20 protein-coding genes, 1 tRNA gene and 1 pseudogene are annotated in these 20,679 nt (G+C 28.1%); 10 read left to right on the top strand and 12 right to left on the bottom strand.

What is annotated here, in order from left to right:
• Positions 1-36 precede the first annotated feature (36 nt).
• Both QIA22_RS01550 and QIA22_RS01545 read right to left on the bottom strand, forming a co-directional pair.
• Positions 37-1,274 (bottom strand): annotated as a pseudogene (locus tag QIA22_RS01550) (hemolysin family protein).
• Positions 1,275-1,358: 84 nt separating this feature from the next.
• Positions 1,359-1,431: transfer RNA gene (locus tag QIA22_RS01545), tRNA-Cys, on the bottom strand.
• A gap of 114 nt (positions 1,432-1,545) precedes the next feature.
• On the opposite strand from QIA22_RS01545, the gene QIA22_RS01540 reads away from it, so the two are divergent.
• Positions 1,546-3,072: a UDP-N-acetylmuramoyl-L-alanyl-D-glutamate--2,6-diaminopimelate ligase gene (locus tag QIA22_RS01540; RefSeq protein WP_301611429.1), complete on the top strand. Its 1,527-nt coding sequence runs from the start codon at positions 1,546-1,548 to the stop codon at positions 3,070-3,072.
• Between the two features lies 1 nt (position 3,073).
• Positions 3,074-4,159, top strand: a complete 1,086-nt coding sequence (locus tag QIA22_RS01535; protein WP_301611428.1) for a D-alanine--D-alanine ligase — start codon at positions 3,074-3,076, stop codon at positions 4,157-4,159.
• A 4-nt stretch (positions 4,160-4,163) separates the two neighbouring features.
• Here the strand turns inward: QIA22_RS01535 and QIA22_RS01530 are convergent, their stop codons facing one another.
• From QIA22_RS01530 to prfA, 4 genes are read right to left on the bottom strand one after another with little or no spacing between them, the layout of a single operon-like run.
• Positions 4,164-6,428, bottom strand: coding sequence for a hypothetical protein (locus QIA22_RS01530; RefSeq protein WP_301611427.1), 2,265 nt, complete (start codon positions 6,426-6,428; stop codon positions 4,164-4,166).
• Entirely contained in the window at positions 6,418-8,421 is a 2,004-nt protein-coding gene (spoT, locus tag QIA22_RS01525; protein ID WP_301611426.1) for a guanosine-3',5'-bis(diphosphate) 3'-pyrophosphohydrolase, read from the bottom strand. The genes QIA22_RS01530 and spoT overlap by 11 nt, the downstream gene beginning before the upstream one ends.
• Positions 8,378-9,238 (bottom strand): peptide chain release factor N(5)-glutamine methyltransferase, encoded by an 861-nt coding sequence (gene prmC, locus QIA22_RS01520; RefSeq protein WP_301611425.1) that lies wholly within the window; start codon positions 9,236-9,238, stop codon positions 8,378-8,380. Before prmC ends, spoT begins: the two co-directional genes overlap by 44 nt.
• A 2-nt stretch (positions 9,239-9,240) precedes the next feature.
• Entirely contained in the window at positions 9,241-10,314 is a 1,074-nt protein-coding gene (prfA, locus tag QIA22_RS01515) for a peptide chain release factor 1 (RefSeq protein WP_301611424.1), read from the bottom strand.
• Between the two features lie 337 nt (positions 10,315-10,651).
• On the opposite strand from prfA, the gene QIA22_RS01510 reads away from it, so the two are divergent.
• Together QIA22_RS01510 and QIA22_RS01505 are read left to right on the top strand one after the other, a co-directional pair.
• Complete coding sequence (locus QIA22_RS01510; RefSeq protein WP_301611423.1) at positions 10,652-11,791, top strand: tetratricopeptide repeat protein; 1,140 nt, start codon at positions 10,652-10,654, stop codon at positions 11,789-11,791.
• Positions 11,788-12,597 (top strand): TatD family hydrolase, encoded by an 810-nt coding sequence (locus QIA22_RS01505; protein WP_301611422.1) that lies wholly within the window; start codon positions 11,788-11,790, stop codon positions 12,595-12,597. Before QIA22_RS01510 ends, QIA22_RS01505 begins: the two co-directional genes overlap by 4 nt.
• A 12-nt stretch (positions 12,598-12,609) precedes the next feature.
• Here the strand turns inward: QIA22_RS01505 and QIA22_RS01500 are convergent, their stop codons facing one another.
• Both QIA22_RS01500 and QIA22_RS01495 read right to left on the bottom strand, forming a co-directional pair.
• On the bottom strand, positions 12,610-13,350 hold the full coding sequence (locus QIA22_RS01500) for a hypothetical protein (protein WP_301611421.1): 741 nt from the start codon (positions 13,348-13,350) through the stop codon (positions 12,610-12,612).
• Between the two features lies 1 nt (position 13,351).
• Positions 13,352-14,005: a hypothetical protein gene (locus tag QIA22_RS01495; RefSeq protein ID WP_301611420.1), complete on the bottom strand. Its 654-nt coding sequence runs from the start codon at positions 14,003-14,005 to the stop codon at positions 13,352-13,354.
• Positions 14,006-14,209: 204 nt separating this feature from the next.
• On the opposite strand from QIA22_RS01495, the gene infC reads away from it, so the two are divergent.
• The 6 genes from infC to tsaB all read left to right on the top strand — a co-directional run bounded on the left by infC (position 14,210) and on the right by tsaB (position 16,891).
• Positions 14,210-14,770 (top strand): translation initiation factor IF-3, encoded by a 561-nt coding sequence (gene infC, locus QIA22_RS01490; protein WP_002556788.1) that lies wholly within the window; start codon positions 14,210-14,212, stop codon positions 14,768-14,770.
• 22 nt (positions 14,771-14,792) lie between these two features.
• The gene (gene rpmI, locus QIA22_RS01485) at positions 14,793-14,993 is read left to right on the top strand and encodes a 50S ribosomal protein L35 (RefSeq protein WP_184124917.1); all 201 of its coding nucleotides are present in this window, start codon (positions 14,793-14,795) and stop codon (positions 14,991-14,993) included.
• A gap of 20 nt (positions 14,994-15,013) precedes the next feature.
• Complete coding sequence (rplT, locus tag QIA22_RS01480) at positions 15,014-15,361, top strand: 50S ribosomal protein L20 (RefSeq protein WP_301611419.1); 348 nt, start codon at positions 15,014-15,016, stop codon at positions 15,359-15,361.
• 213 nt (positions 15,362-15,574) lie between these two features.
• Positions 15,575-15,835: a hypothetical protein gene (locus QIA22_RS01475; RefSeq protein ID WP_301611418.1), complete on the top strand. Its 261-nt coding sequence runs from the start codon at positions 15,575-15,577 to the stop codon at positions 15,833-15,835.
• Positions 15,832-16,245 (top strand): tRNA (adenosine(37)-N6)-threonylcarbamoyltransferase complex ATPase subunit type 1 TsaE, encoded by a 414-nt coding sequence (tsaE, locus tag QIA22_RS01470; RefSeq protein WP_301611417.1) that lies wholly within the window; start codon positions 15,832-15,834, stop codon positions 16,243-16,245. The genes QIA22_RS01475 and tsaE overlap by 4 nt, the downstream gene beginning before the upstream one ends.
• A complete protein-coding gene (gene tsaB, locus QIA22_RS01465) occupies positions 16,238-16,891 on the top strand; it encodes a tRNA (adenosine(37)-N6)-threonylcarbamoyltransferase complex dimerization subunit type 1 TsaB (protein ID WP_301611416.1) in 654 nt (217 codons plus the stop codon). The genes tsaE and tsaB overlap by 8 nt, the downstream gene beginning before the upstream one ends.
• Here the strand turns inward: tsaB and csrA are convergent.
• From csrA to flgK, 4 genes are read right to left on the bottom strand one after another with little or no spacing between them, the layout of a single operon-like run.
• Entirely contained in the window at positions 16,875-17,120 is a 246-nt protein-coding gene (gene csrA / locus QIA22_RS01460) for a carbon storage regulator CsrA (RefSeq protein ID WP_014023437.1), read from the bottom strand. The two genes, tsaB and csrA, sit on opposite strands and share 17 nt — an antisense overlap.
• Before the next feature lie 2 nt (positions 17,121-17,122).
• On the bottom strand, positions 17,123-17,515 hold the full coding sequence (fliW, locus tag QIA22_RS01455; RefSeq protein ID WP_301611415.1) for a flagellar assembly protein FliW: 393 nt from the start codon (positions 17,513-17,515) through the stop codon (positions 17,123-17,125).
• Between the two features lies 1 nt (position 17,516).
• Positions 17,517-18,791: a flagellar hook-associated protein 3 gene (locus tag QIA22_RS01450; RefSeq protein WP_301611414.1), complete on the bottom strand. Its 1,275-nt coding sequence runs from the start codon at positions 18,789-18,791 to the stop codon at positions 17,517-17,519.
• 2 nt (positions 18,792-18,793) lie between these two features.
• Positions 18,794-20,677 carry a flagellar hook-associated protein FlgK gene (gene flgK / locus QIA22_RS01445; protein WP_301611413.1) on the bottom strand — a complete coding sequence of 628 codons (1,884 nt, stop codon included), beginning with the start codon at positions 20,675-20,677 and terminating at the stop codon, positions 18,794-18,796.
• Positions 20,678-20,679 lie beyond the last annotated feature (2 nt).

The raw sequence follows: 20,679 nt of genomic DNA, 5'->3' as shown, positions 1-20,679 counted from the left end.
ATGTTTTAAATTGCTTTTAGTAAGCGAATTTTGTCACTACTTTTTGGATTTGATAAAAGTTATTGTTTCGATTTTATTATTCTGAATTTCCTTAATAAAATATTCTCCATCATTTGTTTTTACGGTTTCGTTTTTTGTTGGTATTTTGTCAAGTAGATCTATTAAGTATCCCCCAATTGTATTTGTATATTCTTTATGTTTAATAGATATTCCAATTGTCTCTTCAATCTCGTCAAAAGTAGTTTCTCCAAGTATTGAATAAGTATTGTCGCTAATTTGGGTAATCAGAGGCTTTTCCTCTTTAATGTCGTATTCGTCAGATATTGCTCCAAAAATTTTTTCTACAATGTCTTCTATTGTAAGTATTCCTGAAAAACCACCATACTCATCTATTACGATTGCCATTATTTTTTGTTTTTTTCTCATAATATCTAGTATGTCTTTTATTCTTTTGTTTTGTTGTACAAATACAGCCGGTTTAATAAATTGAGAAACGTTTTTATTTATATCTTTTTTATTGATTTCTATGAGGTCTTTAGCTATTAAAATGCCAATTATCTGTTCTCTGTTTTGTCCTTTGTATATAGGAATTCTAGAGTATCCTTCTTCTTTGATCAATTTGATTACATCTTTTAGTTTTGATGAGCTTGAGAGTGAAAAAACTTCTGTTCTGTGAGTCATGATCTCAGAAGCTCTTACTTGATCTATGTCTAACATTTTTTGCATAAATATTCTAGAGTCGTTGTTTAAAATTCCTAAACTTCCTGCTAAAGAGAGCATATTTTTTATACTCTCTTTAGTCATTTGATAGCTAGCCTTAACTTTAAAGAGATTTAATATTTTTTTTATTATTTTGTTTATTACATATATTAGTGGAGTAAATATAAAAATTAATGGTATTAAAAAAATGAAGTAGATAGAGCAATGATTTCATTATTTAGAATTGCAATTTGTTTTGGAAGTATTTCTGCAAAAATTAGAACGATTATTGTTATTAGGCCTGTTGATATTGCAAGTGCGCTGTTTCCATATTTTTCAAGTACAAATTTTGTTGTAAGCGCACTTGCCACAATATTTGATATATTATTGCCGATAAGAATAGTAGTAATTAATTTTGAAGGAGATTGAACCAAATTGTACACCGAAATTCCTGATTTTCCTTTTTTCCTTATATCTTGTATCTGAATTATACTTAATGAAGTATAAGCTGTTTCAGATGCTGAGAAAATAGCAGATAACATTATAAATAGTAGTATTACGATTAATTCTAACATATATGTATTATTTTAATTTATCTTTAATAAAAATGCTTTAAGTTATGCCCTTAAGTGTAAAAATATTTTTGACTTGACCTTAAAAGGCGCTGACCGGAATCGAACCGGCGAATCAAAGTTTTGCAGACTTCTCCCTTAGCCACTTGGGTACAGCGCCTTGTAACATTGCTTAGTTTATTAAAAAAATAGAAAATTGTAAATATATTTTCTATTGAAGCATAATTTTGAATTTCTTAGATATTTTTATTAGTTTTATGTAAAATTTTAATGTATGAAAAAAAAACTTAATGAAGTTTTATTAAAGTTAGATCAAGATTTAATAAAATGTGTAAAAGGTTCTCTTGATTTAGAAATATCGGGAGTTACTTATAGCTCTAAATTGGTTTCACCCAGGTTTGTGTTTTTTGCTCTTCCAGGAATTCATTTTGATGGGCATGATTTTATTGAAATCGCAATTCAAAAGGGCAGCAATGTTATTGTGTGTTCACGAGATATGGATTTTTACAGTTCCAATGTTACTTATATCAAGGTAGATGATTTTAACATAAGAAAATTTATGTCTAATTTTTCAAATATTTTTTATGATGAGCCTTCAAAAAAGTTAAAAGTTATTGGAGTTACTGGCACTGACGGGAAAAGTTCTGTTTGTTATTATATATATCTGCTTTTAAAAAAAAAAGGCGTTAAAGTAGGGTTTATATCTACGGTATTTTTTGATGATGGGAGTGGAAACTTGATTAAAAATCCCTACAGACAATCAACTCCTGAGTCTACAGAAATTCATTCATTTTTAAGCAACATGGTTAAAAATGAAGCTCAATATGCAATTCTTGAATCTACTTCTCATGGACTTGACCTTGAAACAGCAAGGCTTGTCGATGTTAATTATTTTGCAGTTGTTTTTACCAATATTGGACATGAGCATCTTGAGTTTCATGGTACAATTCAGAATTATTTGAATGTCAAGTTAGGTCTTTTTCGGTCTGTTAGTGATGCTTCTGGTTTTGGGGTTATTAATTTTGATGACGTTTATTCTTCTGATTTTAAGAGTGCTGTTAAGAAATCTTTTACTTATAGCTTAAAAAACAGTAAAGCAGATTTTTTTGTAAGTTTTATTGACGAGAAAACCAATTCTACCAGGTTTGAATTTTATCACAAGGGGATTAAATATTTTGCTAATGTTAACCTGCTTGGGAGTTTTAATGTTGAGAATGTAATGGCTGCTCTTATTTTAGTTTCTCAAATTTTAAATAGCGATATTCAAGACATTGTTGATAAGCTCATTTGCATTAAAAGTCTTGATGGGCGTATGGATAGTATTAACTTGGGTCAAAATTTTTCTGTAATAATTGATTATGCTCATACTCCTGGTGCTTTTTCTAAACTTTTTCCTATTTTTAAAAGATTTGCTGTCAATAGATTGATTTCTGTTTTTGGCTCTGCGGGAGAAAGAGATGTTGAGAAAAGATTTTTGCAAGGGCAAATTGCAGATATTTATTCTGATTTAATAGTACTTTGCGATGAAGATCCAAGAGGTGAGAATAGTATGTGTATAATTAAAGACATTGCAAAAGGAATTGTGAATAAAATTGTAAATCAGGATTTATTTTTTATTCCTGATAGAAAGCAGGCTATTGAAAAAGCAATAAGTCTTGCAAAGGCAGGAGATTTGGTTGTGGCTTTGGGCAAAGGTCATGAAAGTTCAATAATTTATAAAAATAGAGAAGTTTTTTGGAATGAACAAGAGGTAGTTAAAAATGCTATTTTAAGTTTAAAAAAATCAGAAAAGGAGAAGTGATGTGAAGAAAAATCTTATGTTAATATTTGGTGGCGTTTCTTTTGAGCATGAAATTTCTTGCAAATCTGCTTATAGCATTTATTTAGCCCTTTTAGATCTAAATAAATACAATATTTATCCTGTTTATATTGATAGGTGTACAGGTATTTGGTATTTATTAGATTCTGTTTCTGATCCTCCAAAGCCCATTAATATAGATGTTTTACCCATTGTTAGTTTATTACCAGGGCTTGGAATTTTTTCAAATAACAAAAACCTTGAGATCGATGTTGTTTTCCCCGTTGTTCATGGAAGAACCGGTGAGGATGGTGCTATTCAGGGAGTTTTAAAAGTCATGGACATTCCTTGTGTTGGCGCTGGTATTATAGGGAGTGCTATTTCTAGTAATAAGTATTTTTGCAAACTTTTGCTTAAAAGTTTTAATATTCCATTGGTGCCTTTTATTGGATTTAGACAACATGATTATTTTTTAGATAAAGAGGAAGTAAAAAGAAATATAAGGGAGGTTTTAGGATATCCTGTTATTGTTAAGCCCGCAGTATTAGGTTCTTCAATTGGAATAAATGTAGCTTACAGTGAAAATCAGATTGAATCTTTTATTAAAGAGGCTTTAAAGTATGACCTTACCATTGTAATAGAGAAGTTTATTGAGGCTAGAGAGATCGAATGTTCTATTATTGGGAATGAAAAGATGAAAATATTTTCTCCCGGAGAAGTTGTTGTGCAAGATTTTATATTTTATGATTATGATGCTAAATATTCTGTTATTCCTGGAAATTCTATTATTTTTAATATTCCTGCACATCTTGAGACAAATCAGTTGTTAAGCATTAAAGAATATGCATTTCTTGCTTATAAGAATCTAGAACTAAGAGGTATGGCAAGAGTTGATTTTTTTGTTGAAAAAAAAACAGGAACTATTTATCTTAATGAAATAAACACTATTCCAGGATTTACCGATATATCTATGTTTGCTAAAATGTGCAGTCATGATGGTCTTCAATTTAAAGACCTAGTGGATAATTTAATCGATTATGCTTTTCAAAGTTACATTAATAGGGAAAAAAGGATTAATTTTGAAGATTAGAAGATTAATTTAATTTTAAATTTTTTAGATTTTCAATTTCTTTATCATCTTTTAGTTTGAAATATTCAAGATTTTTATATTTTTCTGCTTTAGGTAATATTCCTGAATATTTTATTTTGTAAGAGTAATTTATTTTTATATTTTTTACTTCTGTATTGTTAGCTTTATTGTAAATTTTAACTTGATTTTTTTTAATATGAATATTTGCAAATGCTTCATATGCTATGTCATCTTGAGATTTGAGAGTAAATGCAATTGTTGTTTTTTTAGAGTTAATGTTTTTAAGTGAAAAAATAATTTTATTAGCTAATATTTTATAAGGAGTATTGCTTTGATAAATTATTAGTTTAGATGCGTTTTTAAAATGCAGCTCGATTTGATTTGCAATTTTTTGAGTAACCAAATCGATGCTATAAACAGCTCTTTCTGCTATATCTATTTTTTTAAAATCAATATTTATTAACTCATCATCAGCTTCAATGTTAGTTTCTAATGTTTTTTCATTTGCCTTTAAAGTTAGGTTAAAATCATTTGAAATTATTTGGATAGGATGTTTATTGCTTTTTGGATATTCAATTTTTATTTTATTTATTTTTTCTGGAAAGCTAACCGTTTGTTCTATTTGCATTGCATGCTCTTCTTTATCAATATTGCTAGATATTATGATTGCGGTTATTAAAAAAAAAGTTACAAGACCAAGTTTTTCAGCTTTTTTTAAATTTTGTTTAATTTTTGGGAGTTTGGATTTTAAATGTTCTGAGATATTAATAAATATGGTAGAGAAAAGACAAATTGATATTAGGTAGCTTAGCGTAAGTGTGTTTTTGATTGATGTGGTATTTTGTATTAATGTTATTAATACAAAATTGATTATCCAAATGATTAATACCATTATTTTTCGAATAATAGTATTTTTATTTGGTTTTATTAACAATAAAATGCTTTTTATGATAATTATTAAGATAAATTCTATTTTAACAAACATTAATATTATTAGTTCAATAATAGAGGTTGATATTGCTAGGTATTTAAGTTGTCTGTAATTTAAATATATTGTGAAATTATATGTGAAAAGAGACAAAAGATTATGTATGAGTAAAGTTGCAAAAAAAGTTATTAGATATTTGGGATTTGTTATGCTGTAAACCGTTGTGTTTTCATAGCCTGCAAATACTTTATTTGTAAGCAATAAGGATAAATAAGTGCTTACAAATAAAGTAAAAAACAATCTTACTAATTTGTAGTAATTATTTTTTACTTTTTTCATAACTAGTCCAGCTTCTTTAAATTTTCTAATAAATACAATTATAATTAAGTTATAGCAAATGTAGATTAATGCTATTAAAGCAATTTCATTAATTATTATTTTTTTAAAAGGCGTATCAATTACAATATAATGTATTTCATTTGTATTTTTACTTTTGTACTCACTGATCAATGTTTCTTCGATTGATTTGTAAATTTCAAAAATAGTATTTTTATTTCCAGTTAATATAGGGTTTAAATTATTATTTATTATTAAAAGGGGTATAGATTCATCAAGATATAGATTGTATAAAGTGTTTAATTTTTTTTCAGTTATTTTTGATGTATTAAAATCAAGTTTATTTTTTTCAAAGGTTTTTATAATGGCTTTTAAAAATCCCAAATTTGTTTTTGAATTTGTTATGAAAGATTCATTTTCTAAGTAAATTTTATTTTTTATTTTATTTTCGTTTAACATTAGGTATATTGTATTTGTATTTTTTCCTAAATACTTGTTGCTAAGTAAAATTCTGCTACTAATTATTGTATTTTGTTCTAAAGAATCATCCTCAACAAAAAAAAAATTTATGTTGTTTTTAGGGTTAGTATTTTTAAGTTTATGCAAAAGCTCAATTGCAATTCCAATTGCCAAATTATTTTTTAAATTATTTTGTATTTTAATTGGAATAATTATATTATAAGTATTTATGTTTTTCCCTTTGATTTTAGAATGTATTATTTTTTGTGAATACCCAATAAATCCAATTTCTTGTAAAGAATATTCCATATATTTAACTTCATTTGTATTAAAATATTTTTTTATATAATTAAAAGTGTTTATTATTTTTTCTTGTCTTTCATTTAGTTGATTAATTTTCCTAATGTGCGTTTTTATGCTCTTTTCAGTTTCTATGTTTGTAATTTTATTGCTTGAATTGAATACATTTTTTTTCATTTTGTTTGGCACAATAGCAGAGCCTGTTGAGCCAAGCAATAACAATGATAACAATATATTAATTATCATAATTTTTAATATCTTCTTCTATTTGCATTATTTGTAAGATATTTGGGTTTTCTTTTAAAGCAGAAATAATTTTTGTTATATTTTTAGCGTTTGATGAGACTATTATATTTGTTATTCCATGACCATTGCCGCAGTCTTCTATTTTTTCGCTAATAAGTCTTACGTCATTTAGTGTGAAAATGTTTTCAAGATAGCTAAATATTCCTTTAAGTTCTTTTAAGAGTAAAATAATGTGATGCACTTTTCGAGTTGGTGTTGCTTCCCACTCAACTTCAATCAATTGGGTTTTTTTATAGGATTTAAGCTTTTGACAATTTTCATTGTGCACTATTATTTCGTCTTTATGTATTATTCCAATAATATCTTCACCTGTTGTTGGGCTGCATTCAGGGTCTATTGCAATTCTTTTTATTTTGGTTTTGGTATAAGCTTTAAACAAGCTAAAAAGCTTTCTTTGCTCTTTGTTTGCTCCAACAAGATACGCAATAATATTGTTATCTACAAAAATTGTGTTGTCATTTTTATTGAGCCATGATCTAATTTTTGATCGAGCCTTTTTTGTTCGCACGCTGTTTAGCCATATTACATCTGGTTTTGAGTCTTTTGATGTGAATATTTCAACAATTTGTTCGTTTTTAAGTGGTTTTGTGATAGAGCTTATTTTTCCATTTATTTTTGCATAAAGAGCTTGATCTCCAATATCTGTGTGAATTATGTATGCAAAATCAATTGAATTTGATCCAAAGGGAAGTTCTACTACTTCTCCTTCTGGGGTGTAAACATATATGAATGTATTTAACAACTCTTTGTGTATGTCATTCATTGAATATTGGCTTTTGTTGGCCGATTCTTGTTGCCATTTTTTTATTCGGTTTATAAATGAAAGGTCGTCAGCTTTAAGTGCGATTTGTTCTTTGTATATCCAGTGGGCCGCAACCCCATAATTAGCAATTCTGTCCATTTCTTCTGTTCGAATTTGTATTTCAATAAGCTGGTTGTCCTCAGGTATTCTTACAGTAGTGTGTAGTGATTGATATTTATTTTCTTTTGGGCTTGCAATGTAGTCTTTAAGTCTTCCCGGAATTGGTTTCCACACTCGGTGAACAATTTCTAATATTTCATAACATTCTTTTTGTTTTTTGCAAATTATTCTTATTCCTAGAGTATCAAAAATTTGAGTAAGCTTATTTGTTCTTGTTTGCATTTTTCTAAATATTGAGTAAAAGTGTTTTGATCTTACTGTAATTTCTGCTTCAATTCCGCTTTTTTGAAGTTCTTTTTCTATTGATAATTTGCCTTTGTATAATTTTTTTTCTCTTTCTATTTTCGTTTCAGATAAAAAATTTTTTATTTCTTTATAATCTTTAGGATAAAGATGCTTAAATGAAAGATCCTCAAGATATGTTTTAAGAGATGATATTCCAAGGCGCTCTGCTATTGGAACATAAGTTGAAAGGCAATCTTTTGCAATCCTATCTTGTCTGTTTTTGGGCAAATAAGAGAGTGTTGTCATATTATGAAGCTTGTCTGCCAATTTTATTATTATTATTCTAATGTCATGTGTCATTGCAAAAAACATTTTGGAGATAGTATTAGCCTCTTTTATGCTTCTTGTTTTATTATGCAAATCGTGAATTTTAGTTACACCGTCGATTAGGCTTAAAATTTCCTCGTCAAATTCTTTTACTATTTCTTCTTTTTCGATGTTTGTATCTTCAAGTACGTCATGCAGTAGTCCAGCAATAGTTGCCTTAAAGTCTAGTTGAAATTTGGCAAGAAATAATGAAACCATTATTGGATGAATAATGTAAGGCTCTCCACTTTCTCTGTATTGACCATAGTGGAGTTGTTCTGCTATTTCTAGAGCTTTGAATATGCTTTTTAGTTCAAATTCATCTTTGTAAGTATTCTCAACAGTTTTTTTAAAAATATTTTTAGCTTTTTCAAGATCATTTATCTTTATCAAGTGTGCAATCTCGTACGCTTGTATCATCTCTTTGTCCTAATATTAGTGCCCTTGCTCTCTTTTCAAGATCGTAAATTGTTTTTAAATGTGAAAATCCTTTTTTGATTGCAAAATCTTTCAAACTTTTTATTTGCCAAGGAGCCGATTCTATTATTATGAGTCCGTTTGAACTAAGTTTTTCTTTTGCTTGGCTTAATATTTTTCGAGAAATATTAAGCCCATCTTTTCCGAATCCCAAAAGAGCTTTTGTAGGCTCTTTTATTATTTTATTTTTTATTTCTAATTCTTCTTTGTTTAAATAAGGAGGATTTGTAATAATTATATCAAGCTTTCCCTTTATACATTTTAACAAATTAGAGTGAATTATTTCTACAAATTTTTCAAGTTTGAGCTTTTTTGTATTTTTTGCGACTATTTGTAAAGCTTTTGTTGAAATATCTGAGAGTATTACTTTTTCTCTCATATAATAGGCGATAGAAAGCCCTATGCACCCACTACCGCAGCATAAGTCTAATATTTTTTTAAAACCATTTTGTTGAATTTGAATTAAGGCTTCTTCAACCAAACATTCTGTATCAAATCTTGGGATTAATACATGCTTGTTTAGGTTAAATTCAATTCCCATAAATTCTTTCTTTTGAAGTATGTAGTGAATAGGAGTTCCTTTTTTTATTTTATCTATTTGATCAAAAAAAAGTTTTTTTTCTTTTTTTGTTAAGCTTTTTTTTATATTTGCAATTATTAATTCTTTTCTAGTTTTTAAAATTAATTCAAGTATTAGTAGCGCTTCTATTGTATCTAAATTTTTACTTTTAGCATAATTTATAACTTCGTTTATATTCATTGCTATATATTGCTGCTTTTTAATGTTTGTTCTTGAAGCTCTATCATCAAGGGATCAAGAAGTGGATCAAGTTCTCCTTGCATAAATTCTTCTAATTTATAAAGAGTGATGTTTGCTCTATGATCTGTTATTCTATTTTGAGGAAAATTATAGGTCCTAATTCTTTCAGATCTATCTCCTGAGCCGACCTGTTGTTTTCTATTGCTTGATCTTTGCTCTTGTTTTTTGGAATCTTCAAATTCATAAAGCCTTGCTCTTAATATTTTCATTGCTTGATCTTTGTTTTTATGCTGACTTCTTTCGTTTTGGCACTGCACAACAATTCCTGTTGGCAGGTGTGTTATTCTGACTGCAGAATCAGTTGTGTTGACGTGTTGCCCACCAGCTCCAGACGATCTGTAAACATCAATTCTTAAATCTTTTTCATTGATATCAATTTCAGTTTCTTCAATATTGGGTAGCACTGCTACAGTAGCGGCCGAGGTTTGAAGTCTTCCGTTAGACTCTGTTATGGGGATTCTTTGCACTCTGTGAACACCGCTTTCATATTTTAATTTTTTAAATACATCTTTTCCTTTAATTTCAAAGATTATTTCTTTAAATCCCCCAAGTTCTGTTTCATTGAAGTTTATGATTTCTGTTTTCCATTTTTTTTTCTCTGAATATTTTATATACATGCTATAAAGATTGTTTGCAAAAAGTGCAGCTTCTTCTCCGCCTGTTCCAGCCCTAATTTCAATTATTATGTTTTTGCTATCATTTTCATCTTGAGGTAAAAGCAGTATTTTTATTTGATGTTCAAGATCTTCTTTTTTTTTGTCCAGATCAATTAGTTCTTGTTTTATCAATTCTTTCATTTCTTGCTGATCTTCTTCTTCCAAGATGGTTTTGTTATCATTAATTTGGCTTAGTATTTTCTCGTATTCAATTTTTTTAGTATTTATTTTTTCTAAATATGTATATTCTTTTATTATTTTTGAATATTTTTTTTGATCTTTAATTAGATTTATATCTTGCAATTTTTCTTCTATCAACTTAATCTTACTTGTTGCTGAATTTAATTTTTCTAAAAGCATTATGATTTCTCCTGAAAGATAGTAATAGTTTATATTAATTTTAGGTTTTTTTGTTAGACTTTTTAGATAAGTTTTGTGATGATGTCTATGTTTATGTTTTATTTTAGTATTTTTTTTAAAACTGCTTTCATGAAATAAATAGAATAAGCTTGATTAACAAAAATCAATTATATTTTTTCATATTTTTTTATATAATGAATGTTATTAAGTTGGATATTAAAGTTAGATTAGGTTTTGTTGTATTTATATATAAATTGAGCTTTACGTATTATTATTTGTGGTGTGTTTGAGGTAGTTAAAGTTATATCTTTAATAAACCGATTTAAAAGGGGTATTTATGTTAAATGAAAAAATTTTGGATGCTTTAGGAGATCTCTCGAATATTTCTGATGATCAGCTTCTTGATGTCACTGAGAAATCAAAAAGAGGTTATCAGTTGATCAAAGAAGAAAGACTTTCTGAGGCAGAAAGTCTATTTTCTGATATCCTTGAAAAGGATAATGAGAATAATTATGCTCTTGTTGGGCTTGGAGACATTGAAAGGAAGAAAAATAATTACGATAAAGCAATAGTTTATTATCAAAAATGTCTTGTAAAGCATCCAAGCAATAATTATGCTCTTTTTGGACTTGGAGATTGTTACAGAAATTTAGATAATTATAAAAAGGCCACAGACATATGGGAAGAATATTTAAAATATGATCCTGAGAATATAACGGTTTTAACAAGAGTTGCGGCATCTTACAGGAAGCTAAAAAATTTTCAAAAATCTAAGCAAACTTATCTTAAGGTAATGGAATTAATGCCTGAGAATGATTATGCACTTGTAGGTATTGGCCATTTGTATTATGACTTTAAAGAATATAAAGAGGCTTTAAAGTATTGGCTTAAAATGTATGAATTAAATCAATCCAAAGTTGACGTTAGAGTATTAACTTCAATTGGTAATTGTTATCGCAAGCTAAGGGAATTTACCAGAGGAATTTATTTTTTTAAAAAAGCTTTAGAAATTTCACCTAGCAATTTTTATGCTGTTTTTGGGCTTGCCGATTGTTATAGGGGGAATAAGGAATACAAAGAGGCTTTAAAATATTGGCTTGATATTATCGAAAAAGATCCAAAAAATAATTTGGTTCTTACAAGAGTAGGAGATGCTTATCGCTATTTGAATGATTATGAAAATTCTCAAATTTATTATAAAAAGGCTCTTGATGTTGATTTTGATATGTTTGCAATACTTGGACTTGCTCTTATTCAAAAGGATCAGGGTAAATATGAAGAAGCATTAATAGCTATTAAAAGTTTAATTAAAAATAATCCTAAAAATTCAGCATTGTATGTTAATGCTGCTGAATGTTATGAGGCGTTGGGGCAGATTGGGAATGCCATTGATATTTTGTCAAGCTTTTTACATCTTGGTATGAAAAATATTGTTGTTATTGACTACCTTGCAGCTCTTAGGAAAAAAATAGAATGACGGACTCTTTACTTGGAATTGAAAAATCTATTTTTTTTGATAAATTAATAGATACCCATGTTCATTTTTATGAATTAAAGAAAAGATCTTTGGACGTTAATTACATTATTAATGAATGTTTTAAAAACGGCTTTTCTTATTTTCTTGATGTCGGCTTGCATCCTAGTGATTTTAATGATAGGAAAGATCTTTTAAGTCCTTTTTCTAATGTGTTTTTAACAGCGGGTATTCATCCTTTAAATTTAAGTGATCATTTTAAAGATGATATTAAGCAGCTTGAAAAAATTTTGATTAGTGAAAATGTTGTTGCTGTTGGCGAGATTGGCCTTGATTATTTTAAAGCAGATAACAAGAGGTTCCAAATTAAAGTTTTTGAAGAGCAATTGTATTTGGCTGATAAATATAAAAAGCCAGTTATTTTGCATATAAGAGATGCCTATGATGATGTCTATAATATTGTAAGGTCTTTAAATTTTTTAAATAGGGGTATATTACATTGTTATTCAGGAACTTATGAGCATGCTAAAAAATTTATTGATTTGGGATTTAAAGTTTCTTTTTCGGGTAATATAACTTTTAAAAATGCACAATCTTTAAGGATTCTTGTTGGCAAGTTAAATATCAATGATCTTTTAATAGAAACAGATAGTCCTTTTTTAGCTCCAGTGCCATTGAGGGGTAAAATTAATTCACCTTTGTTTTTAGGATATGTATGTCTTGAGATTGCAAGGATTAAAAATTGCTCTGTTAATGATGTTGCTATTGCGGTATACAATAGTTTTAAAGATCTTTTATTGTTGCATTAAATTTAATCATTTTTATTGTTTGTAAATGCTAAATTCATATTGGAAGTTATTTTCAATGTCTTTTACTATTTTTATTAAATCGGACTCTTTAAGAGTGATTATATATTGTAGCTTAATGATTTTTAAGTCTTTTCTTGTATTGCCAATTAATACAAATTTTATATTTTTGAAAAAGGGCGAATTTGATATTTTTTTTAAAATAATATTATTATCCCTTAAGGAGAATAATATTATTGTGTTTATTTGAGGAGTAATAAATGTTTGCATATAGGATATGTTTTTTTCGTTTATTAGGGTAATATTAGCATTTTTTTCTTTGCCTTTTTTTTCCAAGTATTCAAGGTCTTCGCTATTTAGAGATTTATCTCTAAATAGTAATGTTTTTTGCAAGTTTATTGATTTTTCGTTGAGCAGAAAATCAATAGATTTTTTTAGAGAAAATTTTATTTTTGATAGATAAAAAATTTTCTCTTTTAAAATTTCATTATTTAGTATTTCATTATTTGATTTGTGCGTTAATAGTATTTTTTTTGTTGTTTTAAGCTTGTCTTTTACAATTTCTAAATTTTTATCATTTATAAATAGTATTTCGTTTTTTATGAATGGAGTTTTTTGAATTTCAAAAAAATATTCAGTTGCATCTGAGAAAATTATTGAATAATTAAATTGTTTTTCAGTAATGGAAGATTTTTTGCATCCTTGTATTGAAATTACTAAGAGCGCCATTATAGCAAGGTTTTTTGTGCCAGACATTTTATTTCCTAGTATACTTATTATTAATAGCTATAGATATTAAAACCAATCCAAGTATTATTAGTGCATAGATTCTCATATTGGTTAGAATTAATGTTTTTAAAGTTGCAATAAATAATCCTAAAAATATAATAGGAGAAAGAATGATTTTGTATTCTTTTGCCGAGTATTTTTGGCATTTTCTAATTTTCTTTTCAAAGATTGTGGCTGAAAATATTAGCTCTATTGCATTAAGTATTGGTAATTCAATATATTCATAGATTCCAAAAATTTTGCTATTTAGAATTATTATTTCTAAGTTTTTAGAAAAAATTAGTCCAAATGTGAAATATATAAGAATTGTTAAATTTTTTTTAAATAAAGAATTTTCATTTAGAGTAAAAAAAAATATAAATATTAATAATGGGAATATATAGTAGTATAAATGTTCTTTGATAAATATTGAAATCCCTAAACTTATTCTTGATGTGTAATCTAATTCAAATGATCTGTATAGAATAAATTCCTGAGTTAAATAAAGGAAAGAAAACATTGTTATTGCAAGAAATATTACTAAAATATGGGCTTGGGTATTTTTTGTTTGACTTTGTCTTAACTGAGTATCCATATAAATTTTTAATATTAGCGGTAGACTTGTTAATAAAAATAAACTCATTGTAAGTACAATTCTACTTTTAAACGTTTTTTAAATCAATTGATTGACTAAAAACTTGCGTGATTTGGATATTTGTTTTATTAATGTTGTTGATTTTATTGCTTTTTGTAAACATTATTCTTAGAATTTACTTTTTAGTGAATGTATAATAGAATTAAGTATTAATATTAATTATTAATTGATTTAGGAGTATATATTTTTTAAATGATAAATAGAAATGCCAATAGAGATAGGGATAGGTCCAGATCAAATGACAAGGAATTGAAAATTAATTACAGAATTAAGGCTCGTGAGGTAAGAGTTATTTTTGAAAATGGGACACAAGAAGTTTTATCGATTGAAGATGCTATTAAAAAAGCAAAGGAAGCTGGACTTGATTTGGTTGAGGTTTCTCCTAATGTATCTCCTCCGGTTTGTAAGATTATTGATTATGGGAAATATAAATTCCATCAAGAAAAGCGTCAAAAAGAGCAAAAGAAGAATCAAAAAGTAATTAAGCTTAAGGAAGTTAGAATGCAGCCCAAGATAGATGCTCATGACCTTGATTTTAAATCAAAAAACATTTTAGGTTTTCTAAAAGATGGCAATAAGGTTAAAGTTACAATAAGATTTAGAGGTCGTGAACTTGCTCACACATATTTAGGATATGGCATCTTAAATAGCATTCTTGAAAAAGTAGGGGATGTGAATTATGTTTTGGAATCTGCGGCTAAAATGGAAGGCAAAACAATGTTTTTGATTGTAGCGCCTAAGTTTAAAAAATAAATATTAAATTAAAGGGGATGAAATGGCAAATAAAATGAAAACACGCAAAAGTGCTAAGAAAAGGTATTCTTTTACTGTAAATGGTAAAGTTAAGTATAAAAAACAAAATTTAAGGCATATTTTGACAAAAAAATCTTCTAAGCGCAAGAGAAATTTAAGAAAATCAGGCAATCTTTCTTGTTTTGAAGCTAAAAGAATTAAAACTTTATTACCTTATGGTTAAAATAATTTTAGGAGATAGATATGGCTAGGGCTAAAAACGGCACAGTTCACGTTGCAAGGCGTAAGAGAATTTTAAAAAAAACAAAAGGGTTTTGGGGTACAAAAAAGAGCAATTATAAGAAAGCTAAGGATACCTTGAGAAAGGGTATGATGTATGCCACAAGAGATAGAAAGGTTAGAAAAAGAGATTTTAGACGCTTGTGGATTTCAAGAATTTCGGCTGCTTTAAGTGATACTGGGGTTAGTTATTCAAGATTTATTGAGGGTTTATTAAAGTCTAATATAAAAATTAATAGAAAAATTTTGTCTAATTTGGCGATTGAAGATGTTGAAGCTTTTAAAAAAATTGTTTTAGAAATAAGAAGATGAAAAATCAAAACTCCTGGGAGGTTTAATTTTAAGAATTAGAGTTATTTTTTTGCGACATCTCATAAAATTTAGGAATTTGAAGATTTTTAGTCAATGATAGCCAAAAGCAATTCAGAGGTTAAGAATAAAAATTCCGCCTTGAAAAATAGCGCTAAATAAAAATGTTCTTATGTTGGCTTTTTGGGAGTTTAATTTATTTTAAGGATTATTATTGTGCAGCTTATTTCTCTTAATAATATTGAAAAGCAAGAGAGCTTTATATACTATAGAAATGTATATTTTGCTGATGTTATTTATAAGTATAATGACATCTTGGAAATCAAAAAAGTCAAGTTTGTAATCGAGGCTACACCCTTAGGAGAAAAGCACGTCACTATTGATTTTATAGATTTTTTAAATTATCCTGTTTTAAAGCTAATGGTTGCAATTAAAAGGCATGTAATTGATTTGGAGTTTAAAGGTAAACTTCCTTGATTTTAGAATTTAAATCAGAAAAAAAAATGATAAATTTTTCCAAATCTTTTTTTTATCCTTTACCAATTGGTAAAATATTCGTTTTAAGTGGTGATATGGGATCTGGAAAAACTAGTTTTTTAAAGGGACTTGCGCTTAATCTTGGAATTTCTTATTTTACAAGTCCAACTTATAACATTGTTAATGTTTATGATTTTATAGATTTTAAATTTTATCATATTGATTTATATCGGGTGTTTTCTTTAGAAGAATTTGAGCTTATTGGGGGATTGGAAATACTTATGGATATTGACTCAATTATTGCTATTGAATGGCCACAAATTGCTTTGAGCATTGTTCCAAAAGACAGATTATTTTCTTTAACTTTTAAAATAGTCGGTTCAGGCAGGGTTGTAGAATTTAATGATTAATACGCTTGCATTTGAATATTCATATAAAGCATTAATAGTTTATTTTAGAATTAATAATAAGAATTTTTCATTGGTTGAACTTAAATCAAATTTTAATTTTAGTGTTCCAAAAATTTTCAATGATTTTATAATTAAGAATAATATAGATCTTAATCAAATTGAATTAATTATAAATTCTTGTGGTCCTGGTTCTTTTACTGGCCTTAGAATTAGTTTAAGCTTTGTCAAAGGTCTTGCTTTAGGTCTTTCTGTTCCTTTTGTTAATATTTCTACATTAGATGTTTTTGCAAATTTAGTTAAAAACAGTCCCAGTGTAATTGTATTAACTTTTACTGCAGGTAAATATTTTCTTGGGCATTATAAAAATTGCGAATTGATGGGGAAGATTTTGTGTTTTTCTAAGAAAGATTTGTTTGAATATTTTAATCAGATTGATCCAAATTCAGTGCTTATTGGAAACAATCTTGAGAATGTTTCCAAAGAATCCAATTATAAATTTAAAATCATTGAAAATTTAAGTTCGTTTGGAAAAATTTTGACAGAACTTGGGATAGCTAAATATTTAAAAAATCACAAAAGTGATGATATTTTGTCAGGACCTCTTTACATAAGACAAAGTGATGCAGAGATTAATTTTCATTCTTGAAATAATGATTGAATAGGCTTTTAATTTTGCTTATATTGTGTTTATCTTTTAGTAGTGATTTTTTATTTTCTTCTATAATGAATTCATAAATTTCAGATCTAAATATTTTAATGTTTTCAGGGGCCTTAATTGCTATCTTAACAGTATCCTTTTTTATCTCTAATATTAAAACTTCAATGTCAGAGTTTATTTTAATACTTTCATTTACTTTTCTTGACAATACCAGCATCTTTATTCCTTGAAAACTTTATGGTGTAGTGAGTAATTTTCATTTGTGCATATAGCTTGTTTTCCAAGTAATTTTTTTTTGTTTATTATGATTGGTGCTTTTAGATTAGCTGTAATGTCCTTATAATCATTGACATGCATATTAATTATGCATAGTATAACTTTTTCATCTTCTGCTTTTGCTTTAATGTCCGACCAATCTTTTTTCTGGATATTTGGTAAGTATTCGCTTAAAAAATTAAAAGGAGATGTTACCAAAAAACTTACGTCTTTATTGATGGATTGCATAATAGAAAAAGGCTTATACTTAGAGTCTTTTATTATAAATTTTTTAATGTTTTCAAACCCAAGTATTCCTTCGGGAAAATCAAATTCTATACTTTTTTCATCTATCATTCTATTTTATAAAATCTAATAAAGTTGTTTGCATTATTTTAGCAGAGATTCCTATAGATACTTGATAAGCTAAGCTTGCCATATTTAAATTAGTTATTGCTTTTGTTACATCAAGATCTGTGTATTGAACCATATCTTCTTTCATATCTGCAGCCTCTTTACTTATTCTTTCGTAGCTTCTATCAAGTCTATTTTCTTTTGCTCCAAGATCCGCAACGGATATAAGTAGTCTTTTTAAGCTTTCGTCAATTTCTGCTAGGCTTCTGCTTCCAACAAGCTCTTCTTTGTTATTGTAAAGTGTGTCTCTAAGTTCAATAAGCGCATCGAAAATATACCTACTTCTAACCTCTGTGTTGCTAGAAAGGTTGTAAGGAGGCAGTTTGGTATCATTGTTTTTAGTAAGTATTCCAAGTGTTTGTAAAACATTTGAGTCTTTTTCTTCTGTTATCCAAATTTGGTGTGGAGTTGTAGTTTTAATAGACAATGAGTTTAAAACCGGATCAATACTTGCTTCAACAGGTGCTGAAGATTCATTAATTTTTGCAACAATGTCAAGTGCAGTATCTCCTGCTGTTAGTCCTATCTCAACATTGTCAATATAAATTTTTGTATTTTCTTTTACGGCAAATCCATTAGTGTTTATTGATGAGATAATATTTTGGTTTTGTAAGAAAAATATTACATTTCCAGGATAATTATTTGACATATGAATATCATTGTATACTTCTGTTTTTTTTTCAGCTTGGTTGCCGTTGTATTCTACTTTAATTATTTGAGGGCCTGCACCGTCTTTGCTTGTTTTGCTTATTTTATTCTCTCTAGTTACTTTAAACGCTTCGCTGTCAATTTTGGTCCCTGAAAATATGCTGTATCCATCAGGCCCCTTAGCGTTTGCTATTGCAACGACATCTTCAAGCAAAGCATTTACTTCTTTTGATATCATTTTTTTGTCATCTGCCTCATAAGTTCCGCTTGCGCCCTGAATTGCAATTTCTTTAGCCCGTGTTAAAATATTTGTAAGAGATTGTAAATATCCTTCTGTATACCTTAGGTTGCCCTTAGAAGTATTAATATTTTTTATGTATACATTAAGCTTAAATATGTCATTATCTAGCCTTATTGCGTGAGTAACACCTGTTGGATCGTTTCTTAGTTTTACAATCCTTTTACCGCCTTTGTATAAGTTTTCTAAAATTTTTGTAATTTTAGACTCTTGCTCTGCTGTAGAGGTTTTAAAATTTTCATATGTTAATGGATGACTTACTCTATTTATCATTCTTATACTCCCATTTTATTTATTACTGTGTCTATTAGTTCAACAGAAACAGTGATAAATTTACTTGCTGCAATGAATGCTTGTTGAAATTCGATCATGTTTGCAAGTTCTTCATCTTTGTTTACCCCAGAAATAGACATTCTTAGATCTGTTAAATCTTTTAATATTTGAGATTGACTTTCTTTTGTGATTTCTGAAACTTGGCCTTTTATTGCTATATTTGATGCTGTATTTGCAAAGTAATCATTTAGTGTTAAATTTTTTCCAATCATAACTTGAGAATTTCCAAAAGAGGAGATTCTCAATGCTGCTTGGTTATCTCCAATAGATATTTCATTTGTTGGATTTTTAATTCCTGATGCTATTTTTGATGGATCTGAGTCTATTATGTCTGCAACTTTTATCCATGCTGCAGGATTTTTTAGAGGTGAGATTGAATAAGTTGATTTGGGTGCCAATTTGTCTGTTGTATCAATATTTTTATAATCATAAGCTCCCTCAGGTCCAGATGCATTTAATATTCCTGTATATTTTGTTAGGAATAATCCAGAATCTTCTATGTGTTTGATTTTAAATGTTATGTTCTCATCTTCTTGTTCTTTAACCGCTTTGATTTCAAGCTTGCCTTCTGAGTTAATTCTTGCTGTAACTTGTGCGTTGGAATTGTTTATTCTATTTATTACATCTTGAACTGTATCTGGAGCATTGTAGGGTATTTCTACAATTTCATTGCTATTTGTAGCCTCAAATTTAAGAGTTCCATAAAATCCCAATTTTTCTTCTGGGAATATTTCGTTTGTGCTATTAATTTTGAAAATATGAACGGAATCAAATTGGCCATTTCCGTTAGTATCATATCTGCCTCGATCATCAGTTAGTTTTAGTTCTTGAGAAAAAAAGCTTCTTCCATTTTTTTTGTCCATTCCGTGTCCTGCTTCATGTATTTCATTAACAATCTCTATAATGTTGGCAGCCATATTATTTAGTTCACCAATTTCATTTTTAATCTCTTCATCTCTTATGTTAAGCAAAGAGCCCAACTTTCCTGTTTTAAGGTAAGCTTTGTCATTATTTTCCCATAAAATATTCCATCTAGTCCTGGTGGGCCCGTTTGTAGCTTCTAGTTTAAATTCATTTGCAATTGAACCTTGTACGAGGTGTCTTCCTTCTGAGTGGATTAAAAATTCATTCGGATCTTGTTTGTTTTCAATTGACACATTTATTATATTGCCTAATTTTTCAACCATTAAGTCTCTTGCATCCATTAAGTCATTTGGATTGTCTTTCATTGCTTGGGATTTTGAAATTTGTTTATTAAGATTTGCAATGTTTCTAATGTAATTGTTTGCTTCATCTGTTGTAATTTTTATTTCATCGTTTGCCATTATGTAAATTCTTTCAAGCGAATGGAATCTATTTCTTATTCCCTCGCAAAAAGATTTGCCTCTTTCTAGAATTATTTTTCTTTCTGCTAGGCCTTGTGGTTGATTTGCTAGATCGTGCCAACTTTCCCAAAAATCATTTAATCTTTTTCTTATTGATTGATCCTCAGGCTCGTTATAAACATCTTCTAGCATTGATATAAACTTGTCTTGTGAATCCCAGTATCCTAGTCGGTGTGATTCTTCAATGATTCTTGTGTTAAGTAGTTCATCTTTTACTCTGTCTATAGACTGAACCACGATTCCCTGGCCCAATTGTCCTTGCTTTTTGGCTCTGTTTAATTGTGGAGCATAAAGAGGAATTTCGGTTTTCATTATTACTCTTTGTCTTGAATATCCAGGCTTTGTAGCATTGGATAGATTGTGTCCAACTGTATTCATAGCATCTTTATGTGCAAATAAACTTCTTTTGCCAATTTCTATTCCTGAAAATGTTGAATCCACTC

Source organism: Borreliella kurtenbachii, from assembly GCF_030437945.2.
Lineage (GTDB): Bacteria > Spirochaetota > Spirochaetia > Borreliales > Borreliaceae > Borreliella > Borreliella carolinensis.
This window is presented reverse-complemented; position numbering and strand designations above follow the sequence as displayed.

Coding starts and splice junctions, on each gene's coding strand:
- QIA22_RS01540 (WP_301611429.1), top strand. CDS start 1,546: ATGAAAAAAAAACTTAATGAAGTTTTATTAAAGTTAGATCAAGATTTA.
- QIA22_RS01530 (WP_301611427.1), bottom strand. CDS start 6,428: ATGATAATTAATATATTGTTATCATTGTTATTGCTTGGCTCAACAGGC.
- spoT (WP_301611426.1), bottom strand. CDS start 8,421: ATGATACAAGCGTACGAGATTGCACACTTGATAAAGATAAATGATCTT.
- prmC (WP_301611425.1), bottom strand. CDS start 9,238: ATGAATATAAACGAAGTTATAAATTATGCTAAAAGTAAAAATTTAGAT.
- prfA (WP_301611424.1), bottom strand. CDS start 10,314: ATGCTTTTAGAAAAATTAAATTCAGCAACAAGTAAGATTAAGTTGATA.
- QIA22_RS01510 (WP_301611423.1), top strand. CDS start 10,652: ATGTTAAATGAAAAAATTTTGGATGCTTTAGGAGATCTCTCGAATATT.
- QIA22_RS01505 (WP_301611422.1), top strand. CDS start 11,788: ATGACGGACTCTTTACTTGGAATTGAAAAATCTATTTTTTTTGATAAA.
- QIA22_RS01500 (WP_301611421.1), bottom strand. CDS start 13,350: ATGTCTGGCACAAAAAACCTTGCTATAATGGCGCTCTTAGTAATTTCA.
- QIA22_RS01495 (WP_301611420.1), bottom strand. CDS start 14,005: ATGAGTTTATTTTTATTAACAAGTCTACCGCTAATATTAAAAATTTAT.
- infC (WP_002556788.1), top strand. CDS start 14,210: ATGATAAATAGAAATGCCAATAGAGATAGGGATAGGTCCAGATCAAAT.
- rpmI (WP_184124917.1), top strand. CDS start 14,793: ATGGCAAATAAAATGAAAACACGCAAAAGTGCTAAGAAAAGGTATTCT.
- rplT (WP_301611419.1), top strand. CDS start 15,014: ATGGCTAGGGCTAAAAACGGCACAGTTCACGTTGCAAGGCGTAAGAGA.
- tsaB (WP_301611416.1), top strand. CDS start 16,238: ATGATTAATACGCTTGCATTTGAATATTCATATAAAGCATTAATAGTT.
- csrA (WP_014023437.1), bottom strand. CDS start 17,120: ATGCTGGTATTGTCAAGAAAAGTAAATGAAAGTATTAAAATAAACTCT.
- fliW (WP_301611415.1), bottom strand. CDS start 17,515: ATGATAGATGAAAAAAGTATAGAATTTGATTTTCCCGAAGGAATACTT.
- QIA22_RS01450 (WP_301611414.1), bottom strand. CDS start 18,791: ATGATAAATAGAGTAAGTCATCCATTAACATATGAAAATTTTAAAACC.